General features: G+C 64.4%; 17 protein-coding genes and 1 pseudogene. All 18 read right to left on the bottom strand.

All coding sequences use genetic code 11. The features are described from left to right. The gene (locus K5845_RS18980; RefSeq protein WP_029074220.1) at window positions 1-1,137 is read right to left on the bottom strand and encodes a TraB/TrbI/VirB10 family type IV secretion system protein; all 1,137 of its coding nucleotides are present in this window, start codon (window positions 1,135-1,137) and stop codon (window positions 1-3) included. Continuing rightward, window positions 1,134-2,135, bottom strand: a complete 1,002-nt coding sequence (trbG, locus tag K5845_RS18975; RefSeq protein WP_029074219.1) for a P-type conjugative transfer protein TrbG — start codon at window positions 2,133-2,135, stop codon at window positions 1,134-1,136. The genes K5845_RS18980 and trbG overlap by 4 nt, the downstream gene beginning before the upstream one ends. Next, window positions 2,132-2,821, bottom strand: a complete 690-nt coding sequence (gene trbF, locus K5845_RS18970; protein ID WP_029074218.1) for a conjugal transfer protein TrbF — start codon at window positions 2,819-2,821, stop codon at window positions 2,132-2,134. Before trbF ends, trbG begins: the two co-directional genes overlap by 4 nt. Then, window positions 2,818-4,179, bottom strand: a complete 1,362-nt coding sequence (trbL, locus tag K5845_RS18965; RefSeq protein ID WP_029074217.1) for a P-type conjugative transfer protein TrbL — start codon at window positions 4,177-4,179, stop codon at window positions 2,818-2,820. The genes trbF and trbL overlap by 4 nt, the downstream gene beginning before the upstream one ends. Window positions 4,180-4,181: 2 nt before the next feature. Continuing rightward, window positions 4,182-4,448 (bottom strand): putative entry exclusion protein TrbK-alt, encoded by a 267-nt coding sequence (gene trbK-alt, locus K5845_RS18960; RefSeq protein WP_029074216.1) that lies wholly within the window; start codon window positions 4,446-4,448, stop codon window positions 4,182-4,184. A 14-nt stretch (window positions 4,449-4,462) separates the two neighbouring features. Further along, window positions 4,463-5,239 (bottom strand): P-type conjugative transfer protein TrbJ, encoded by a 777-nt coding sequence (trbJ, locus tag K5845_RS18955; RefSeq protein ID WP_029074215.1) that lies wholly within the window; start codon window positions 5,237-5,239, stop codon window positions 4,463-4,465. Then, window positions 5,236-7,728 carry a conjugal transfer protein TrbE gene (gene trbE / locus K5845_RS18950; RefSeq protein WP_029074214.1) on the bottom strand — a complete coding sequence of 831 codons (2,493 nt, stop codon included), beginning with the start codon at window positions 7,726-7,728 and terminating at the stop codon, window positions 5,236-5,238. The genes trbJ and trbE overlap by 4 nt, the downstream gene beginning before the upstream one ends. A gap of 13 nt (window positions 7,729-7,741) precedes the next feature. Next, window positions 7,742-8,023: a VirB3 family type IV secretion system protein gene (locus tag K5845_RS18945; protein ID WP_029074213.1), complete on the bottom strand. Its 282-nt coding sequence runs from the start codon at window positions 8,021-8,023 to the stop codon at window positions 7,742-7,744. Next, the gene (locus K5845_RS18940) at window positions 8,023-8,355 is read right to left on the bottom strand and encodes a TrbC/VirB2 family type IV secretion system protein (RefSeq protein WP_029074212.1); all 333 of its coding nucleotides are present in this window, start codon (window positions 8,353-8,355) and stop codon (window positions 8,023-8,025) included. The genes K5845_RS18945 and K5845_RS18940 overlap by 1 nt, the downstream gene beginning before the upstream one ends. Continuing rightward, complete coding sequence (gene trbB, locus K5845_RS18935) at window positions 8,352-9,347, bottom strand: P-type conjugative transfer ATPase TrbB (protein WP_029074211.1); 996 nt, start codon at window positions 9,345-9,347, stop codon at window positions 8,352-8,354. Before trbB ends, K5845_RS18940 begins: the two co-directional genes overlap by 4 nt. A gap of 146 nt (window positions 9,348-9,493) precedes the next feature. Continuing rightward, window positions 9,494-9,973, bottom strand: coding sequence for a hypothetical protein (locus K5845_RS18930; RefSeq protein ID WP_029074210.1), 480 nt, complete (start codon window positions 9,971-9,973; stop codon window positions 9,494-9,496). 10 nt (window positions 9,974-9,983) lie between these two features. Further along, complete coding sequence (locus tag K5845_RS18925; protein ID WP_029074209.1) at window positions 9,984-11,972, bottom strand: conjugal transfer protein TraG; 1,989 nt, start codon at window positions 11,970-11,972, stop codon at window positions 9,984-9,986. A 131-nt stretch (window positions 11,973-12,103) separates the two neighbouring features. Continuing rightward, the gene (locus K5845_RS18920; RefSeq protein WP_051231116.1) at window positions 12,104-13,087 is read right to left on the bottom strand and encodes a LysR family transcriptional regulator; all 984 of its coding nucleotides are present in this window, start codon (window positions 13,085-13,087) and stop codon (window positions 12,104-12,106) included. 27 nt (window positions 13,088-13,114) lie between these two features. Next, window positions 13,115-14,329: a chloramphenicol/florfenicol efflux MFS transporter FloR gene (gene floR / locus K5845_RS18915; RefSeq protein WP_029074208.1), complete on the bottom strand. Its 1,215-nt coding sequence runs from the start codon at window positions 14,327-14,329 to the stop codon at window positions 13,115-13,117. Window positions 14,330-14,644: 315 nt separating this feature from the next. Next, entirely contained in the window at window positions 14,645-15,607 is a 963-nt protein-coding gene (locus K5845_RS18910; protein WP_029074207.1) for a LysR family transcriptional regulator, read from the bottom strand. Window positions 15,608-15,619: 12 nt separating this feature from the next. Beyond that, window positions 15,620-16,693, bottom strand: a complete 1,074-nt coding sequence (rlmN, locus tag K5845_RS18905) for a 23S rRNA (adenine(2503)-C(2))-methyltransferase RlmN (protein ID WP_051231115.1) — start codon at window positions 16,691-16,693, stop codon at window positions 15,620-15,622. Between the two features lie 93 nt (window positions 16,694-16,786). After that, a complete protein-coding gene (locus tag K5845_RS18900) occupies window positions 16,787-17,182 on the bottom strand; it encodes a hypothetical protein (protein ID WP_230998746.1) in 396 nt (131 codons plus the stop codon). A 24-nt stretch (window positions 17,183-17,206) separates the two neighbouring features. Then, window positions 17,207-17,302 (bottom strand): annotated as a pseudogene (locus K5845_RS18895) (TetR family transcriptional regulator); the annotation flags it as partial. Window positions 17,303-17,431 lie beyond the last annotated feature (129 nt).

The following is a 17,431-nucleotide window of genomic DNA, read 5'->3' as shown; positions in this document are numbered from 1 at the left end:
TCAACCTCCTGCCGGCTCAAATACAAGGTCGCGGGTGACGATGATCCTGACCGGGAAGCCGGGCCGGATGGTGAGAGTCGGCGCAACCTGCAACTGGCGCTGCACGATCTGCTGGCCCGCCTGATTGACGGTATCCTGCGCCCCGTCGCGGATAGCTCGAACAAGCCGGTCCTCGTCGCTGGTCGCCAGCTCCGTGCCGACTGCGAGCAGCGTGGACAGCCCTGCGGCCTTCATCAGATCCCACCAATGGTAATCAACCCCGTCTTCCAGCCCGGCATAGCCGCTGGCGTCCGCGCCCGGCAGGCGCTCAAGGACGATGGAACGGCCACCGGGCAGGATCAGGCGATTCCACACCAAGAGCACCCTGCGCTGGCCGAAGGTCACGCCGTCATCGTATTGACCGATGATGCGCGTCCCTTGCGGGATCAGGAGCAGGCTGCCGGTCGGGCTGTCATAGACGTTCTCGGTCACTTGCGCCGTGATCTGGCCCGGCAGGTCCGAGCGGATGCCGGTGATGAGCGCGGCGGGGATCACGGCCCCGGCCTGAAGGATGTAGGGCGATGCCGGCGGCGCGACGCGATCCGGCGCGATGGTCTGCCGGTCCACGGGTCCGTTGAGGAAAGCCGCGTGCCGGTCTTGCGTCGCGGGCTGTCCGCCGAGGCCGAGTCCTGCAAGGCCGGGCATGGACGTTCCTGCCGGCGCTCCCGTGCGTGGGCCGGACTGGAAAAACACGTTGCTCAAGCGCGCGGCTTCTTCCTCGGCGCGGCGGCGTTCTTCTTCGGGATCGACGGCGGGCGTCGTCATGACGGGCGGCGCGACCGGCTGTCCCCTGTTCTGCGCGTCGAGGATCGGACGGCCGAGGTCGCCGGGCAGCGCCGGGCCGAGCACCGGCCCCGTATAGTCGCGCGGCAAGCCGGACAGGCCGTCCGCCGTTGGGCGGTTCTCGGTCGAATAGAGTTCTTCGCCTCCCGGCCCTGCATCGCGGATCTGGAGCGCGTAGATCAGTGCGCCGCCGATGCCGAGCAAGGCGACCGCGCCGACGCCTGCCAGCATCTTGCGAGACAGGCGGGTGACGCGCGGCGGTTCGGCGCGCAGGCGCATGGGCGCGATGGTGTCGCTGATGGTGTTGTCGGTCATGACGGGGAGCCTCCGGTCGCGCTGGCGGGCTGTGCGGCAGCGGCCTGCGTCGGGTTGATGCGAACGATCCTGACGACCTGCTGGCGGTTGCCGTTGCCAAGGCGCAGCTCGGCCGCGCCGAACAGGCGGTCCACGATCAGGACGTTCTGGTGGACTCGGCTGTTGACGATCTGCGGTTCGCCATTCGTGCCGAGCACGAAAATCGGCGGCATTTCGCCCTGCACGATCCCGGCCGGGAAGACGACATAGACGCGCCGGCCATCGTCGAACACGGAAGCCGGCCGCCATGGCGGGTTGTCGCCCTGCACGTGCAATGCATAGCGGTAGTTCCGCGCAGCCTCGGCCGGGATGATCGGTGCGGCTGGAACGGTGTGACGCTGGCCGGCAGGCGGTGCGGGATAGGCCCATGCGACGGCCGGCATGTAGAGTGATTCCCGCGCGCGCAACTCGATCATGTAGGTGCGCCGGTCGGTGGTGACGACAAGGTTGGTGGAAATGTCAGGTCGCGTCGGTTTCACGAGGATATGGACGCGGCGGTTCGCACCGCTGCCGCTCTCGGTGTCGCCTATGATCCAGCGGGCGGTGTCGCCGGCCGCAATCGGCCCCGCGCCTGTCAGGCTCTCGCCCGGCTCCAGCGCAATGGTCGTGATCTGCCCGACTGCGGCATAGACCTGATAGAGCGCGCCTTCCGACCACGGATAAATCTGGATTGCATTGTAGTAGCCTTCCCGGCGCGGCTCGACGCGGGCGGCTGCATTGGCGTTCTCGACGCGGCCGGCCGGCGTCCCTGCGGCGGTTCCTCCACGCGCGACGGTCCATGCAGGGGGCACACGCAAAGGCCGGGGCGTGTTATCGGTTGCCGCCGCCTGCACGGTTGGCAGCGGGGGTACGCTGGCGTCATAGCTGAATTGCGGCGTCCGGTTGGTGGCGCAGCCTGCGAGCATGGTGGCAGAAAGCAGCACGGCCGCGATTGTGGGGGTGCGGGTGATCGTCCTCATTGGCTCATCTCCCGCGACCACGAAATTGCGTTGACGTAGATGCCGAGCGGATTGGCGCGCAGCCGTTCGGCATCGCGCGGCGGCTGGATGGCGATGGTCAGGATCGCGGTCCATCGTTCCGTGCTGGAAAGCTGGCCGTTCTCGAAATGGCGTTCGGTCCACGCGACGCGGAAGCTGTTGGGGGACGCCCGGATGACGCTAGACACCTCGACGGCGACCTGTTGACGGCCGACCTTGGCGAAAGGATCATTGGCGCGGGCGTAGTCGTTGAGCGCCGCCGCCCCGCGATCCGTGGTCCATTCGTAGGCGCGAAGCCAGTTCTGGCGGACAATGATCGCGTCGGCCGGGATCGCGCGGACCTGCTCGATGAATCGGCCGAGATGGAAAGCGATCTGCGGGTCGGTCGGGCGATAATCGGCGGCGGCCGGCGCGACGGTCTGCGCCTGTCCAAGATTGTCCACCTGCACCACCCACGGCACCACGGTCCCGCGCGCGGATTGCCAGACCAGCGCCGAGGCGAAGCCGGCCGACAGGATCAGGGAACCGAAGGCCATATAACGCCAGTTCCTCGCCTGCACGCGGGCCGAGCCGATACGCTCGTCCCATGCCTGCGCGGCCTTCTGATAGGGCGTCTCGGGTTCCGGCGATTTGCCGTAGTGGGTTGCTGGTCGTTTGAAGATGCTCATGAGCGGTCACTTTCGGAAAGGTTGATGGAGGAACCGGAGCCGTGGCTGTCGCCGGAGCGCACCGCATGGGCGGCCATGGTCGTGCCGTGGTTCATGGCCTGCGAGCGCCGCATCCGTTGCGCCCATGCGGGCGGGCTGCCGGCCGGGCCGGATGCTGCTGCGGTGGGATCGGCGCTCGCGCCGCCGACCGTGCCTGCGGTGGATGAGCCGCCGGTCACACCGAAGGCGGCGCGTGCGCCACCGGAAAAGCTGGACTTGACGCTCTCGGTGGCTTTCGAGACGGCGCGCTTCAAGGGAGAGACGGCGGCCGAGCCTGCGGCGCGGGCAACACCACCAAGGCCGGAAGCAACACCGACCGCGCCGGACTGGCCGAGCGCGCCGACGCTATAGGCTGCGGTTGCCGCGCCCGCGGCGGTCGCACCGCCGCGGACGGCCGCGGCCCCACCGGAGAGGGCGGCAGCACCGCCCTTGGCCGCAAGCATAGCCCCGCCGCCAGCGGCGACACCTGCACCTGCGACCGCAAGGCCGGTTCCCACGGCCGCGCCCGCGCCGAGCTGCGGGCCGCCAGAGACGATGCCGTTGGCGATGCCGGGGCCGAAGATGCCGAGGCCGAGCAGCGACAGGGCTGCCAGCACAATCGCCATGGCGTCGTCGATGGTCGGGGTTGCCCCGCCGAAACCGGCCGTGAATTGCGAAAATAAGGTGCTGCCGATGCCGATGATGACGGCGAGCACCAAGACCTTGATGCCGGACGACACCACATTGCCCAAGACCTTCTCGGCCATGAAGGCGGTCTTGCCGAACAGGCCGAAGGGGATCAGGACGAAGCCGGCGAGCGTGGTCAGCTTGAACTCGATCAGCGTCACGAAAAGCTGGATGGCGAGGATGAAGAAGGCCAGCACCACCAGCGCCCATGCAAACAGCAGGCACGCGATCTGGATGAAGTTCTCGAAGAAGCTGATCCAGCCCATCAGGTCGGAAATGGAATCGAGAAGCGGACGGCCGGCGTCGAGGCCGGTCTGCGCCACGCGGCCCGGCCGCATCAGATCGGTGACGGAAAAGCCGGTGCCCGAGGCCATGAGGCCGAGGCCGGCGAAACTCTCGAAGACGATGCGGGCGAGGTTGTTCCAATTGCCGATGATGTAGGCGAAGACGCCGATGAACAGCGTCTTTTTGACCAGCCGCGCGATAATGTCGTCATCCGCGCCCCATGCCCAAAAGAGCGCGGCGAGCGTCACGTCGATGACGATCAGCGTTGTGGCGATGAAGGCGACCTCGCCGCCGAGCAGCCCAAAACCACTGTCGATGTAGGAGGTGAAGACTCCGAGGAAATTGTCGATGACGCCCGTGTTGCCCATGGTCAGCGCGCCTCGCTGCGGTCACGGCCGAGGAAGCGGTCGCGGGATTCAGCCCAAGCGGCGAGGCAGTCGGCATCGCTTGCGGCGGCCTCGCCGAGCTGCTGGCAACGGCGCAGGCTGGCGCGCAGGGGATCGGGCGGCGGCTGGAGGGCCGAGGCCGGGAGCGGCGCGGAAGGTTCATCCTTCCGCGCCATGTCGATTGCGGTCACTGTCAAGGCAATCGCAACGAACACCACGGCCCCGAGCCGGGCCAGCATCTTGCCGTCCATGGCGAGCCTCCCGGTCAGTTGTTGCCGTTGTTGAACATCTGCGCGTTGCCCGGCAGGTAGCCGGTGCCGGGTGTCAGGAACCGCTCGCGCTGGATGCGGCCCTGTTCAGCAGCGGTCGCGCGCTCGGCCTCGGTCAGCGCGTCGGCCCGGCCATTGGCCGAGATGACCGCGATCAGGTCGGAAAGCTGCTGCGACTGGAGGGCGAGAAGCTGGTTGCCGGCCTGCGTGGCTTGCAGCGCGCCGGTCGCGCCTTGGCTCTGGCCGACCAGCGCGGCCATTTCGGCGCGGTTGCTGTCGATATTGCCGACCGCTCCCGCCTGCACGCGCATGGCGTCCTGCAAGCTGCCGACCGTGTTCTCCCACCGGCTGCGCGCATCGGCGACAAGCTGGGCGTCGGTCGCCGAAAGCGAGACATTGCCATATTGCTTCTGGAACGCTTGGTCGATCTGGCCGACCTCGAAGGCGATGTTCTGTGCCTGCCCGAGAAGCTGCTGCGTGCGCTGGACGCTCTGCTGGAGCTGCTGGAGCGAGGAATATGGCAGGCTCGCCAGATTGCGGGCCTGATTGATGAGCATCTGCGCCTCGTTCTGGAGGCTCTGAATCTGGTTGTTGATCTGCTCCAGCGTGCGCGCGGCGGTAAGCAGGTTTTGCGCATAGTTGGTCGGGTCATAGACGATCCGGCCGAAGCCGAATTGTGCATGGGCCGGGCTTGCCAGCATGGGCGAAAGCGCGACGGGCATGGCGAGCGCCAGCGCGAGGGCCGAGGCCCCAACGATCTTGGGATAGGTCATGGAAGAATCTCCTGTGTGGGGTGGCTATCGAGCGGGGCCGGCGCGGCGGATTCCGGCCGGTCGGCAAGATTGGTGAGGTTCGGGATCAGGTCGGCCGCCCAATCGACGCCGCGCTCGCGCAGCCATGCGGCGAGGAAGCCGTCGCGGCCGCGTTCGGCGACGATCTGCGCAATGAGGGTCTGGTCGGATTTGGCGGATGCGGCGCAGAGGGCGAGGCCGACTTCGGACAGGCCAAGCTCGAACAGGCGATTGCCGCGCCGTGACTGGCAGTAATAATCCCGCTTGGGCGTGGCCCGTGCGAGGATTTCGATCTGCCTGTCATTGAGGCCGAAGCGGCGATAGATGGCCGTGATCTGCGGCTCGATGGCGCGCTCGTTCGGCAGCAAGAGTCGCGTCGGGCAGCTCTCGATAATCGCGGGCGCGATGTTGCTGCCGTCAATGTCGGACAGGCTTTGTGTGGCGAAGATGACGCTGGCGTTCTTCTTGCGCAGCGTTTTCAGCCACTCACGGAGCTGGCCGGCGAAACCCTCGTCGTCCAGCGCAAGCCAGCCTTCATCTATGATGAGCAGCGTGGGGCGGCCATCGAGCCGGTCGCCGATACGATGGAACAGATAAGCAAGCACGGCAGGGGCCGCGCCGGTCCCGACAAGGCCCTCGATCTCGAAGGCTTGCACGTCCGCCGATCCCAAATGCTCTGTCTCGGCGTCGAGCAGCCGGCCATAGGCACCGCCGACGCAGAACGGACGGAGCGCCTGTTTCAGATCGTTGGATTGCAACAGCACCGCAAGGCCGGTGATGGTCCGTTCCTCGACCGGCGCGGAAGCGAGCGAAGTCAGCGCCGTCCAAAGGTGTTCCTTGACCTCGGGCGTGATCGCCAGCCCCTCGCGCATGAGGATGGCCGCAATCCAGTCCGCCGCCCATGCGCGTTCATAGGTGTCGTGGATGCGGGCAAGTGGCTGGAGCGAAACGGACGCCTCATCTCCTTCCGTGAGGCCACCGCCCAAATCGTGCCAATCCCCGCCCATGGCGAGCGCGGCGGCGCGGATGCTGCCGCCGAAGTCGAAGGCGAAAACCTGCGATCCCGCATAGCGCCGGAACTGCAAGGCCATGAGCGCCAGCAGCACGGATTTGCCCGCGCCGGTCGGGCCAACGACAAGGGTGTGTCCTACGTCGCCGACATGGAGACTTAGCCGGAACGGGGTTGAGCCTTCAGTCTTTCCAAAGAGCAAAGGGGGTGCACCGAAATGCTCGTCCCGTTCCGGCCCCGCCCACACCGCTGAAAGCGGGATCATGTGGGCGAGATTCAAAGTGCTGATGGGCGGCTGGCGGACATTGGCGTAGGCGTGTCCGGGCAGACTGCCGAGCCATGCGTCAACCGCGTTGACGCTCTCGGGCATGACGGTGAAGTCACGGCCCTGAACGATCTTCTCGACCAGGCGCAGCTTCTCTTGCGCCACGCGCGGGTCGGCATCCCATACGGTGACGGTCGCCGTGACGTAGGCCATGCCCGCCACGTCTGCCCCAAGCTCCTGCAACGCCATGTCGGCGTCGAGCGCCTTGTTCGCCGCGTCGGTGTCCACAAGGGCGGACGCCTCGTTGGTCATCACCTCTTTCAAGATCGCCGCGATGCTCTTGCGCTTAGCGAACCATTGGCGACGGATGCGGGTCAGCAACCGGGTCGCATCGGTCTTGTCGAGCAGGATCGCGCGCGTGCCCCACCTGTAGGGGAACGGCAGCCGGTTCATCTCGTCGAGCAGGCCCGGCATCGTTGCGGTCGGGAATCCCACGATGGTCAGGACGCGCAGATGTGTGTCGCCAAGGCGCGGCTCCAGCCCGCCAGTCAACGGCTGGTCGGCGAGCAGCGCGTCGAGGTGCATCGGCACCTCGGGCACGCGCACGCGATGGCGGTTGGTTGAGATGGTGGAATGGAGGTAGGTCAGCGTTGCGCCGTCATCCATCCAACGGCACTCGGGCATGAAGCCGTCGAGCAGCGCCAGCACGCGGTCGGTGCGGTCGATGAAGCCGCGCATCAGCTCCCACGGGTCCACGCCGGTTTTCTCGCGGCCCTCATAGAGCCATGCCTCAGTGCGGGCGGCTTCCTCGGCCGGGGGCAGCCAGAGGAAGGTGAGGAAGTAGCCGGACACGAAATGCGCGTCCGCTTCCTCGAAACCAGCCTTCCGTTCCGCATCGACCAGCGCCGACGCGGCATCGGGAAAGCGACTATCGGGATAGGTCGCCGCCTCGCTGCGCTGTGCCTCGACGAAGATGCTCCAGCCGGAGCCGAGACGGCGCACGGCGTTGTTGATGCGGCCGGCGACGGCGACCAGCTCGGCCGCGACGGCGGAATCCAGATCGGGGCCGCGAAACTTCGCGGTCCTCTGAAAACTCCCATCCTTGTTCAAGACGACGCCGGAGCCGACCAGTGCCGCCCATGGCAGATAGTCGGCGAGTCGGGTGGCGGTGCTGCGGTATTCGGCAAGGTTCATCATCGACGCGCCTCCCTCACACCGCCAGATGGCCGGGGATGCGCAGATGCCGCCGCCCGACCTCGACAAAGAGGGGATCGCGCTTTGCCGCCCACACGGCCGCGAAATGACCGATGGCCCAGATGGCGATGCCGACCAGCCAGAGGCGCAGGCCGAGGCCCACGGCCCCGGCCAGCGTGCCGTTCAGAATCGCGATGGAGCGCGGTGCGCCGCCGAGCAAAATATGCTCGGTCAGCGCCCGATGGACCGGGACCGTGAACCCCGGCACCGCGTCGAGCTGTTCGAGGCCGCCCGCCATCAGATGAGCGCCCCGCCGCCGAACGAGAAGAACGACAGGAAGAAGCTCGACGCCGCGAAGGCGATGGACAGGCCGAACACGATCTGGATCAGCTTGCGAAAGCCGCCGCCCGTATCGCCGAAGGCCAAAGTCAGGCCGGTCACGATGATGATGATGACGGCGATGATCTTGGCGACCGGCCCTTCGATGGACTGGAGGATGCTTTGGAGCGGTGCTTCCCACGGCATCGACGAACCGGACGCATGGGCGGCCGGGGCGAGCATGAAGCTGATGACAAGGGTGGATGCGGCGGTCGCGGCGAAGCGATAGCCGCGCGAAATCGTGCGGATCATGAAGATTCTCCTGTGCTGGTGGGGATTGCCAAAGGGATGGGATGCGTGATGCGGTAGTCGCCGTCCGGTCCCAGCCCTTCGACGCGGGCGAGTTCGGCCAGCCGGCGCGCGGAACCGCGCCCGGAAAGGACGGCAACGAGGTCGATTGTCTCGGCGATCAGGGCGCGCGGGACGGTGACGACAGCCTCTTGGATGAGCTGTTCAAGGCGGCGCAGCGCGCCGATGCCGGTGCCTGCATGAATGGTGCCGATCCCGCCCGGATGGCCCGTGCCCCATGCTTTGAGCAGGTCGAGGGCTTCCGATCCGCGCACCTCGCCGATAGGGATGCGGTCGGGGCGCAGGCGCAGCGAGGACCGGACCAGATCGGAAAGCGTCGCCACGCCGTCTTTCGTCCGCATGGCGACAAGGTTGGGCGCGGCGCATTGCAGCTCGCGCGTGTCCTCGATGATGACGACGCGATCCGCCGTCTTCGCCACCTCGGCGAGCAGCGCATTGGTCAGCGTGGTTTTGCCGGTGCTGGTGCCGCCCGCTACCAAGATATTGGCGCGGGATGCGACGGCTTCGCGCAGCGTTTCCGCCTGATCGGTGGACATGATGCCCGCCGCCACATAGTCGTCGAGCGTGAACACCGCGACGGCGGGCTTGCGGATGGCGAAGGTCGGGGCAGCGACCACGGGCGGCAATAGCCCTTCAAACCGCTCCCCGCTCTCGGGCAGTTCGGCCGAGACGCGGGGGCTGCGGGCATGAACCTCCGCGCCGACATGATGCGCGACTAGCCGAACGATGCGTTCGCCATCGGCGGCGGACAGTCGCTCGCCCGTGTCGGAAAGCCCTTCGGATAGCCGGTCCACCCAAAGGCGACCATCCGGGTTCAGCATCACCTCGACGACGGCCGGGTCTTCGAGCAGCCGGGCAATGGCGGGGCCGAGCGCGGTGCGCAACATGCGCGCGCCGCGCGCGATGGATTCCGGTTTTTGGTGGTTGGTGGTCATGTCGGCCCCGTTTCTTCATGGGGCGCGACAGGCAATCCCCAGATCGGGGTCGATTAAGAGAGACCGAAATGCGGCCGGTTCAACAAGTATCTATGAGGCGGCGGTGATCGGCGGCGAACGGCGGTAAATAGGATGGGTCCGAATACTCATTCTTGATCGCCGTTGCTCTCGGACTCGTCCGGCAACTGATCGTCGGGAAGTGAGTCGAGGTCACGCGACAGCTCCTTGAGGAACCTGTCGCCCGTCGCCAGACGCCGGCCGAGATTTTGCATGAAGCCCTCGAACCGCTCCGCGCCTTTCGCTCGGGCAGCGGATTGTGCGGCTCCCGTAAGCGGCGGTGTGATGGTCATCCAGAAATGGATGAACTGCGCGACCGTCTCGCCGAGGACGGCGAGATCCAGGTCGAGCGTGTCGATCTGGCGGCCGAGCTTGTCCATGCGGCGCGACATGGCGGCTTCAAGCTGGTCGTCGGCATCGCCGGACAGGTAAGATATGACCGCCGCCTCCACGATGGCGGATTTTGAGACATTACGGCGCAGCGCCACCGAGCGGCGCAGCGCCATCGCTTCGATCTGCGGAATGAGCGCGGGGTCGAAATAGAGATTCAGGCGGGTTCTGGTTGCCATGGTCGTGTCCTCAAAGGTCGATTCCGTCATCGGGGTTCAATGCGACCTGCCGCGCGACCATCCTCATACGTTGGCGCATGGCGCGGGCCTTGGCCGCGTCAACGTCCGGCTCGTCGTCCACAAACTCGAACTCCTGTTCGGGTGATGGCGGCGGGGCGACGATTTCCTCATGCTCAGGCAGCTCCGGCTCGCGGCGGATGCCAGCATTGGCCGGATCGCCCTCGGCCCCGTGTGCGGCGTCGGTCGCGGAATGGCTTTCCGCCGCGACCACACGGCCGGACCAATCATCGGCGGATGGACTGGGCGCCAGCGGAGCGGCGACCAGATCGGGCGGGGTCAGGATGCGTTCCTGCAACCGCGCGTCCTCGAAATAGCGGGCCTTGGTCGCGCGGATCGGCGGTGTGCCCGCGACCATCACGATTTCATCGGTGGGCGGAAGCTGCATGATTTCGCCCGGCGTGAGTAGCGGGCGGGCCGTCTCCTGCCGTGAAACCATGAGATGCCCAAGCCACGGGGCCAATCTGTGCCCGGCGTAGTTGGTGGAGTCGCGCAGTTCGGTCGCGGTGCCGAGTGCGTCGCTCACCCGCTTGGCCGTCCTTTCGTCGTTCGTGGCGAAGCTGACGCGCACATGGCAGTTGTCGAGGATCGCGTTGTTCGGGCCATAGGCGCGCTCGATCTGGTTGAGGCTCTGCGCGATCAGGAAGCCTTTGATTCCATACCCCGCCATGAAGGCGAGCGCCGATTCAAAGAAGTCGAGCCGGCCGAGCGCCGGAAACTCGTCCAGCATCAACAGCAGCCGATGGCGCTTGCCGGAGGTGGTCAGTTCCTCGGTCAACCGCCTGCCGATCTGGTTGAGGATCAGGCGAATGAGCGGCTTGGTGCGGTTTATGTCGGATGGCGGCACGACCAGATAGAGCGTGACGGGCTGGCGGCTGCCGACCAGGTCGGCAATGCGCCAGTCGCACCGCGCCGTCACCCGCGCCACCACGGGATCGCGGTAGAGGCCGAGAAACGACATGGCGGTGGAGAGCACGCCCGACCGCTCGTTCTCGGATTTGTTCAACAGTTCGCGGGCGGACGACGCGATGACGGGATGAGCGCCTGCTTCGCCGAGATGCGGCGTGTCCATCATCGCGCGCAAGGTTGCCTCGACCGGGCGGCGGGGATCGGACAGGAAGTTGGCGACGCCCGCCAAGGTCTTGTCCTTCTCCGCATAGAGAACATGCAGGATCGCGCCGACCAGCAAGCTATGGCTGGTCTTTTCCCAATGGTTGCGCTTGTCGAGACTGCCTTCGGGATCGACCAGAATATCCGCGATATTCTGCACGTCGCGGACTTCCCATTCCCCTTGCCGGACCTCCAGCAGCGGGTTGTAGGCCGACGATCTGGCGTTGGTCGGATCGAACAGCAGCACGCGGCCATGCTTCGCGCGGAAGCCCGCTGTCAGCGTCCAGTTCTCGCCTTTTATGTCGTGAACGATGGCGGATGCCGGCCATGTCAGCAGCGTCGGCACCACCAGCCCGACGCCTTTGCCGCTACGCGTCGGGGCAAAGCATAGGACATGCTCGGGACCGTCATGGCGCAGATAGTCCCGGTCGTATCGGCCGAGCAAGACGCCATCGGGGCCGAGCAATCCGGCCGCACGGATTTCCCGGTCCTCAGCCCATCGCGCCGATCCGTAGGTGGCGACGTTGCGCGCCTCCCGCGCCCGGATGATCGACATGAAGATGGCGGCGGCGATGGCGAGGAAGCCGCCCGATACCGCGATGATGCCGCCCTCGACGAAGATCGCGGGCGCGTAGGCGTCGAACGAAAACCACCACCAGAAGAAGGCGGGCGGATAATAGACCGGCAGGCCCGCCAGCTCGAACCATGGTGCTCCAAGCTGCGGCTGGAAGCCGAGGCGGAACGCCGTCCATTGCGTCGCTGCCCACACCATCACCAGAACGATGGTGAAGACGGCACCAATCTGCCCCCAAAGGATTCGGCCTCCGCGCATACAGGCTCCAGTCGGCAAAAAAAGACGGAGCCGATCAGAGAGTAGGCAAAATCGGGACGGGCAACAGGAAAGAGGATGCCGGAGGGCTGCCGGATACTATCGGCGGCAAATAGGACGGGTCGCCTTTGCCGTTATCGTGCCGGTCGAGTGCCATCGAGGAAACGATTGGGCGAATCGCCGTCACGCTTCATTTTGCCTGCGAGGTTGAGTAGATTTTTCAGTGCGGAGCTGCGATTGAACGGCGACCAGACGGCTGTAAAGGCAACCGGCTCCGGTTCATCGAGGAAGGGCAGGAAGACGATGCCGGTCGTCGGCAATAATGACGTGGCCTCGCCGACGATAGTGATGCCGAAGCCTTGTCCGACCATAGATAGCAGCGTGCCGCGCCCCACATCAAAGCGCAGGATCGACGGTGCGGGCCAACGCCCGGCAAGGCGCAGCACGATATGGTCATGGACCTGCGGGCCGGTGCCACCATAGCGAACAATGAAAGTCTCGCCGACCAGATCGGACCAAGTGATTGCGGACTGCCCGGCGAGGCGATGCCCATCCGATAGCACCACCACCAGCGGTTCGGTCCAGATCGGTCGGGTATGGCAGTCGGGCATCTCGGGCTTGCCCGCGACGAACGCCACGTCGAGCTGGTCAGCACGAAGCTGCATCACCGCATCGCGGGCCGTGCCTTCGGTTATCTCGACCTCAATGCCGGTATGGGCTTCCCGATAATGACGGATCAGCTCCGTGAGAAAGCTGCGTGGGATCAAGGCATGGATGCCGATGCGAAGCCGGCCACATTCTCCTTGAGCTGTCATGCCGGCGGTCTTCACCGCGTGATCGAGTTGATCGACACCCGCCGTGACACGCTCCATGAAGTGCCTGCCTGCGTCTGTTAGCCGAACGCCCCGCGCATGGCGCTCAAACAGCAGGATACCAAGGTTATCCTCCAGCGCTTTCACACGCGCGCTGACGCTCGACTGGCTGACGCCGAGTGCCTTGGCCGCATGCCGAAAATTCAGATGCTCGGCGACGGCGATGAACTGAACAAGGGAAATGAGCGGTATCCTGCCAGACAGGATACCGCCATTCACGAGGTTTCGATGGTTAGTGCGCCGCATCGGAGCGGGCCTGCCACCAGTCGTCGGTTAGACGACTGGCGACTTCTCGGTGGCAGTCCCACGGAGCCGAAGGAGCGCCAGCCCCAACGACACCAGCACTGCCATCGCCGTGGCGTAACAGATCACCGGCCACGCTGTGTCACCGTTTAACAGCGTCACCGCCAATGTCCCGACAATGCTGACTATCAGGCTTTGAACGCAGAAGTAGAACGCGACCGCTGATCCTGCGATGTCGTCGAACTCTGCCAAAGCGCCGTTCGCGGTAACGGACACAGTGAAGACAATGGCGACCGCCATGACCCACATCGGCACGATGAAGGTGAGGAATGACGGCGAACCGAAGAGTTCGCCGATCCCCAACAGGACCGCCCCGAAAACGAGCAACGCCATTCCACGCGCTACGCATCCCGCGATGCCCCATCTGGTGACAAAGGACTTCGCGAAACGAGTTGTCACGATCATTACAAGCGCGACAGTGGCGAAGGCAAAGCTGAATCCGATCTCGGAATATTCCGCTTGGCCTATGAGCACACGGGGAGCCGTCGAGAAGAAGACGAAGAAGGTGCCCATACCGGCGCTAAAGCCGATGGTGTAAACCCAAAAAGCCGGACTCGCGAAGATCGGCAAAACAGATCGGCGCGTCTTCGCTTGATCCAGAGGGCGGGTTTCGTGCCACCTGAAACCCGCATTTAGGAGTGCGAGCATCGCCAGTATAGCCAAAGCAATGAATATCGCCTGCCATCCCAAGAACTCGCCGATCAACGCTCCGGCGATAGGGCCGAGCGCAGGTACGAACGCCAGCATCGAACTGAAAAGGCCGTAGATGACGACACCCTCAGGACGACTGGCATAAACGTCGCGAACCGTCGCGAACGTCGCCACCAGCATGGCCGACGCGCCGACTGCTTGAAGCAGACGGAAAGCGACAAAGGCTGGTGCAGTTGAAGACCAAGCTGCTCCCAGAGACGCAATGACGAAAGCCGTTGCGCCCGCAAGTAGAATTGGCCGTCGCCCGATGCGGTCTGAGAGCGGACCAAAAATCACCTGGCCCACACCGAGCATCACAATATAGAGGCTCAACGTGAGTTGGATCATGGCGGGCGTCGTGTTCAGGATGCCGGGCATCGCTGGAACGACGGGGAGATAAATATCCATCGCCAGTGAAGCGAGGATGTCGAAGGGAGCCATCAGCAGTAGGGCTGCCGGCAGCGTATAGGCCCATGCAGGGCGTGTGATGGTCATGATAAGTCAACCGCTCGATTAAGAAATCTCGGGCGGCGTCTGCACATCAGCAATCACATGGGATTGGTCTCACAGAGCGCCGCAACAACAATTTTGCTGTTGCGGCTTACTTGTCTGCTGACTTTGGATTTCCCATGCTGACCACTCCACGATCACAAATTTGACTAGCTATCACTTATACGATCAGCTGTTGCCTCGCAATGCCGTATCGCTGGCTCGTAGCCACCCAATCCCCCGCTGTTGACGTTCCCGTCATTCTTGGCCGTATGAAACCCCTATGCCTTGCTTTGGCGGTTGGCTGGAACGGGCAGAGGTTCAGTCGACGCGGATCAGCCGACCCATTTCTTTTGCGAGAGAGAGCAGATCACGGAGCGCGGCGCTTCGATTGAACGGCGACCAGACGGCGGTAAAGGCAACCGGCTCTGGCTCATCGGCGAAAGGCAGGAAGGTGATGCCGGCAGTCGGCAGCAGTGCCGTCGCTGCCCCGACGATGGTAATGCCGAATCCCTGTCCGACCATGGATAGTAGCGTGCCACGTCCTACGTCGAAGCGCAGTATCGAAGGCGCGGGCCAGCGCCCGGCAAGGCGCAGCACGATATGGTCATGAACCTGCGGGCCAGTGCCACCATAGCGGACAAGGAAGGTTTCGCCGACCAGATCGGCCCAAGTGATTGCCGGCTGCCCGGCAAGACGATGCCTATCCGGTAGCACCGCTACCAGCGATTCAGTCCAGACCGGCCGTGTATGGCAGTCGGGCAGCTCTGGTGTGCCAGCGACGAACGCCACGTCCAGCCGGTCGGCACGAAGCTGCATGACCGCATCGCGGGCCGTGCCTTCGGTGATTTCGACCTCGATGCCGGGATGGTTTTCCCGATACTGCCCGATCAGATCGGCGAGGAAGCTGCGCGGAATCAAGGCATGGACGCCGATGCGCAGGCGGCCCCATTCCCCCGTCGCCGCCATGCCTGCGGTCTTCACCGCATGGTCGAGTTGATCGACGCCGGCTGCGATCCGCTCGACGAAGTGGCGTCCGGCTTCGGTCAACCGAACGCCACGCGCACGACGCTCGAACAGGAGGATGCCAAGGTCTTCTTCCAGCGCCTTCACGCGGGCGCTGACGCTGGATTGTGCAACCCCGAGTGCGTTCGCTGCGTGGCGGAAGTTGAGATATTCAGCGACCGCAAGCGTCTGGATCAGCGACAAGAGAGGTATGCGCGACCCGAGCAGCGTTTCACTTGATCGGAAGGCATCGTTCGCATGTCTTTTCGAACGCCGCATCCTAAGCTCCCGCTAGGCGGCCTTTTTTGTGGCTCCGCGTTTTTCGACCGGGATTCCGCGCAGATCGCGCAACCAGAGCTGACCGCATGCCGCCGAAATATCCCGCCCCTGTGTATCCCGCACCACGACCGGCACACCGGCGCGATCCAGCACTTCACGGAAAAGTCCGAGGCTGCGGTCGCCGGTTCGATCAAGCGCGATGCCATCGACAGGATTCCAGCGCATAAGGTTCACACGCGCCCTTCGCTTGTTCATGAGACCGGCAAGCCGTTTCGCATCAGCAAGCGTGTCGTTGATGCCGGGGAGGACCAGATAGACAAAGGTGACGATCCGGTTGTGCCGTTCCGCCCATGACGAAGCGCGCGCGATGACTTCCTTGATGTCGTGCTTACGCGATCCGGGGATGAGACGGTCGCGAACTTCCTGCGTCGTCGCATGCAGCGATATAGTCAGATTGATCGCCAGATGCTCTTCTCGCAATTGCGCTAGAGCCTTCGGTATGCCGATGGTCGAAAGCGTGATTCCCGTGGTGGGAAAATTCATCCCTCGCCGGTCGCGCAGGATACGAATCGCCTTCATCACCTGCTCGTAGTTGTTCAAAGGCTCGCCGATGCCCATGAACACGATCCGGTTGACCTTCGGCCCGAGTTGAACGACCTGTTCGACAATCTCGCCCGCCGAAAGGTTGCGCTTGAGGCCGGCTTGGCCGGAAGCGCAGAACTGGCAGGCGAAGGCACATCCAACCTGTGACGAAATACAGGCGGTGTGTCCGTCGTGACGACGGATCAGAACGCTTTCAACGGCATAACCGTCATGAAGGCCGAAAAGCACCTTCTGCGACCGACCGCCGCGCTCATGCGTGATTTTGCGAAGGCTCCGCAACTGGACGCCCCGAGCCTCTGACCAGTTCCGCAAGGCGCGCGGCAGGTCCATGTGTGGGCAGAACAGGTCGCGATAAGCGATTTGCGGCCCGCTGCTCGCGTTCAACGCATCGAACTCGTCGGCCATGAGGTTCAGCGCCAAGGTTGGCGCAGGCAGTGCTTTTTGTCGTTCGCCCCCCAACGGGCTGGGTTCTTGTATAGGCATGATAGTCGTTCCGGGTTTCCGTGCCCGGCGATACCGTGGCGCACGCCTTATAAATAACCGACACGACTGTTATAAACAACCCTCCAGATGGTGTTACCCGAACACATGGTCGGGATAGAGGACGGACAGAAGCATGTGGGTGCGCTTGGTCATGAAAGCCGCTAGCTCGCCTTCCGGCTCAACGAGCCATTGCATGCAAGACCCCTGAATGACCGTCTGAATCAAGCCGGCGGTATGCTCGGGTGGGCGCGGCCCGGCGGGCAGTCGTGCCTCGATAGCTTTCAGGACCAGTCTGTTCCGCTCCGCCGCAAGGGCGCGAAGCGACGGCTCCTGAACGTCTCCCCACAATAGAAGAAGGTAGCCTTCCGTTCCGGCACCGTCACCCATACCGGCGATGAGGTCCTTGAGCATCGCCCACAGCGGATCGAGGCCCTTTTCGGGACTCGCACCCGCGAAATAGTCGCGCACCTCCTGCGTGTTGCGCTCCATGACCTTTAGATGCAGCGTCGCCTTGTCTTTGAACCGCTGGATCAGTGCAGCCCGCGAGATGCCGACCGCTTCCGCAACATCGGAGAGGGTGAAGGCCGATGGACCTTTCTGAAGAAGGATGCCTAGGCTCAGGACCCATTGAATTGCGGCGTGCGATCTGATTCAGGCTCCTGAGGAGTCTGGATTATGAGCGATCTTTATTGGCTGACGGACGAGCAGATGGCTCGGCTGGAGCCCTATTTCCCTAAG

Source organism: Filomicrobium sp., from assembly GCF_025698805.1.
GTDB lineage: Bacteria > Pseudomonadota > Alphaproteobacteria > Rhizobiales > Hyphomicrobiaceae > Filomicrobium > Filomicrobium insigne.
Note: the sequence above shows the minus strand (reverse complement) of the source record. Positions and strands in the feature narration are given on the sequence as shown.

What these genes read in the sequence shown, in the direction of transcription:
- K5845_RS18980 (WP_029074220.1), bottom strand. Translation starts at nt 1,137, where the DNA reads ATGACCGACAACACCATCAGCGACACCATCGCGCCCATGCGCCTGCGC.
- trbG (WP_029074219.1), bottom strand. Translation starts at nt 2,135, where the DNA reads ATGAGGACGATCACCCGCACCCCCACAATCGCGGCCGTGCTGCTTTCT.
- trbF (WP_029074218.1), bottom strand. Translation starts at nt 2,821, where the DNA reads ATGAGCATCTTCAAACGACCAGCAACCCACTACGGCAAATCGCCGGAA.
- trbL (WP_029074217.1), bottom strand. Translation starts at nt 4,179, where the DNA reads ATGGGCAACACGGGCGTCATCGACAATTTCCTCGGAGTCTTCACCTCC.
- trbK-alt (WP_029074216.1), bottom strand. Translation starts at nt 4,448, where the DNA reads ATGGACGGCAAGATGCTGGCCCGGCTCGGGGCCGTGGTGTTCGTTGCG.
- trbJ (WP_029074215.1), bottom strand. Translation starts at nt 5,239, where the DNA reads ATGACCTATCCCAAGATCGTTGGGGCCTCGGCCCTCGCGCTGGCGCTC.
- trbE (WP_029074214.1), bottom strand. Translation starts at nt 7,728, where the DNA reads ATGATGAACCTTGCCGAATACCGCAGCACCGCCACCCGACTCGCCGAC.
- K5845_RS18945 (WP_029074213.1), bottom strand. Translation starts at nt 8,023, where the DNA reads ATGGCGGGCGGCCTCGAACAGCTCGACGCGGTGCCGGGGTTCACGGTC.
- K5845_RS18940 (WP_029074212.1), bottom strand. Translation starts at nt 8,355, where the DNA reads ATGATCCGCACGATTTCGCGCGGCTATCGCTTCGCCGCGACCGCCGCA.
- trbB (WP_029074211.1), bottom strand. Translation starts at nt 9,347, where the DNA reads ATGACCACCAACCACCAAAAACCGGAATCCATCGCGCGCGGCGCGCGC.
- K5845_RS18930 (WP_029074210.1), bottom strand. Translation starts at nt 9,973, where the DNA reads ATGGCAACCAGAACCCGCCTGAATCTCTATTTCGACCCCGCGCTCATT.
- K5845_RS18925 (WP_029074209.1), bottom strand. Translation starts at nt 11,972, where the DNA reads ATGCGCGGAGGCCGAATCCTTTGGGGGCAGATTGGTGCCGTCTTCACC.
- K5845_RS18920 (WP_051231116.1), bottom strand. Translation starts at nt 13,087, where the DNA reads ATGCGGCGCACTAACCATCGAAACCTCGTGAATGGCGGTATCCTGTCT.
- floR (WP_029074208.1), bottom strand. Translation starts at nt 14,329, where the DNA reads ATGACCATCACACGCCCTGCATGGGCCTATACGCTGCCGGCAGCCCTA.
- K5845_RS18910 (WP_029074207.1), bottom strand. Translation starts at nt 15,607, where the DNA reads ATGCGGCGTTCGAAAAGACATGCGAACGATGCCTTCCGATCAAGTGAA.
- rlmN (WP_051231115.1), bottom strand. Translation starts at nt 16,693, where the DNA reads ATGCCTATACAAGAACCCAGCCCGTTGGGGGGCGAACGACAAAAAGCA.
- K5845_RS18900 (WP_230998746.1), bottom strand. Translation starts at nt 17,182, where the DNA reads ATGGAGCGCAACACGCAGGAGGTGCGCGACTATTTCGCGGGTGCGAGT.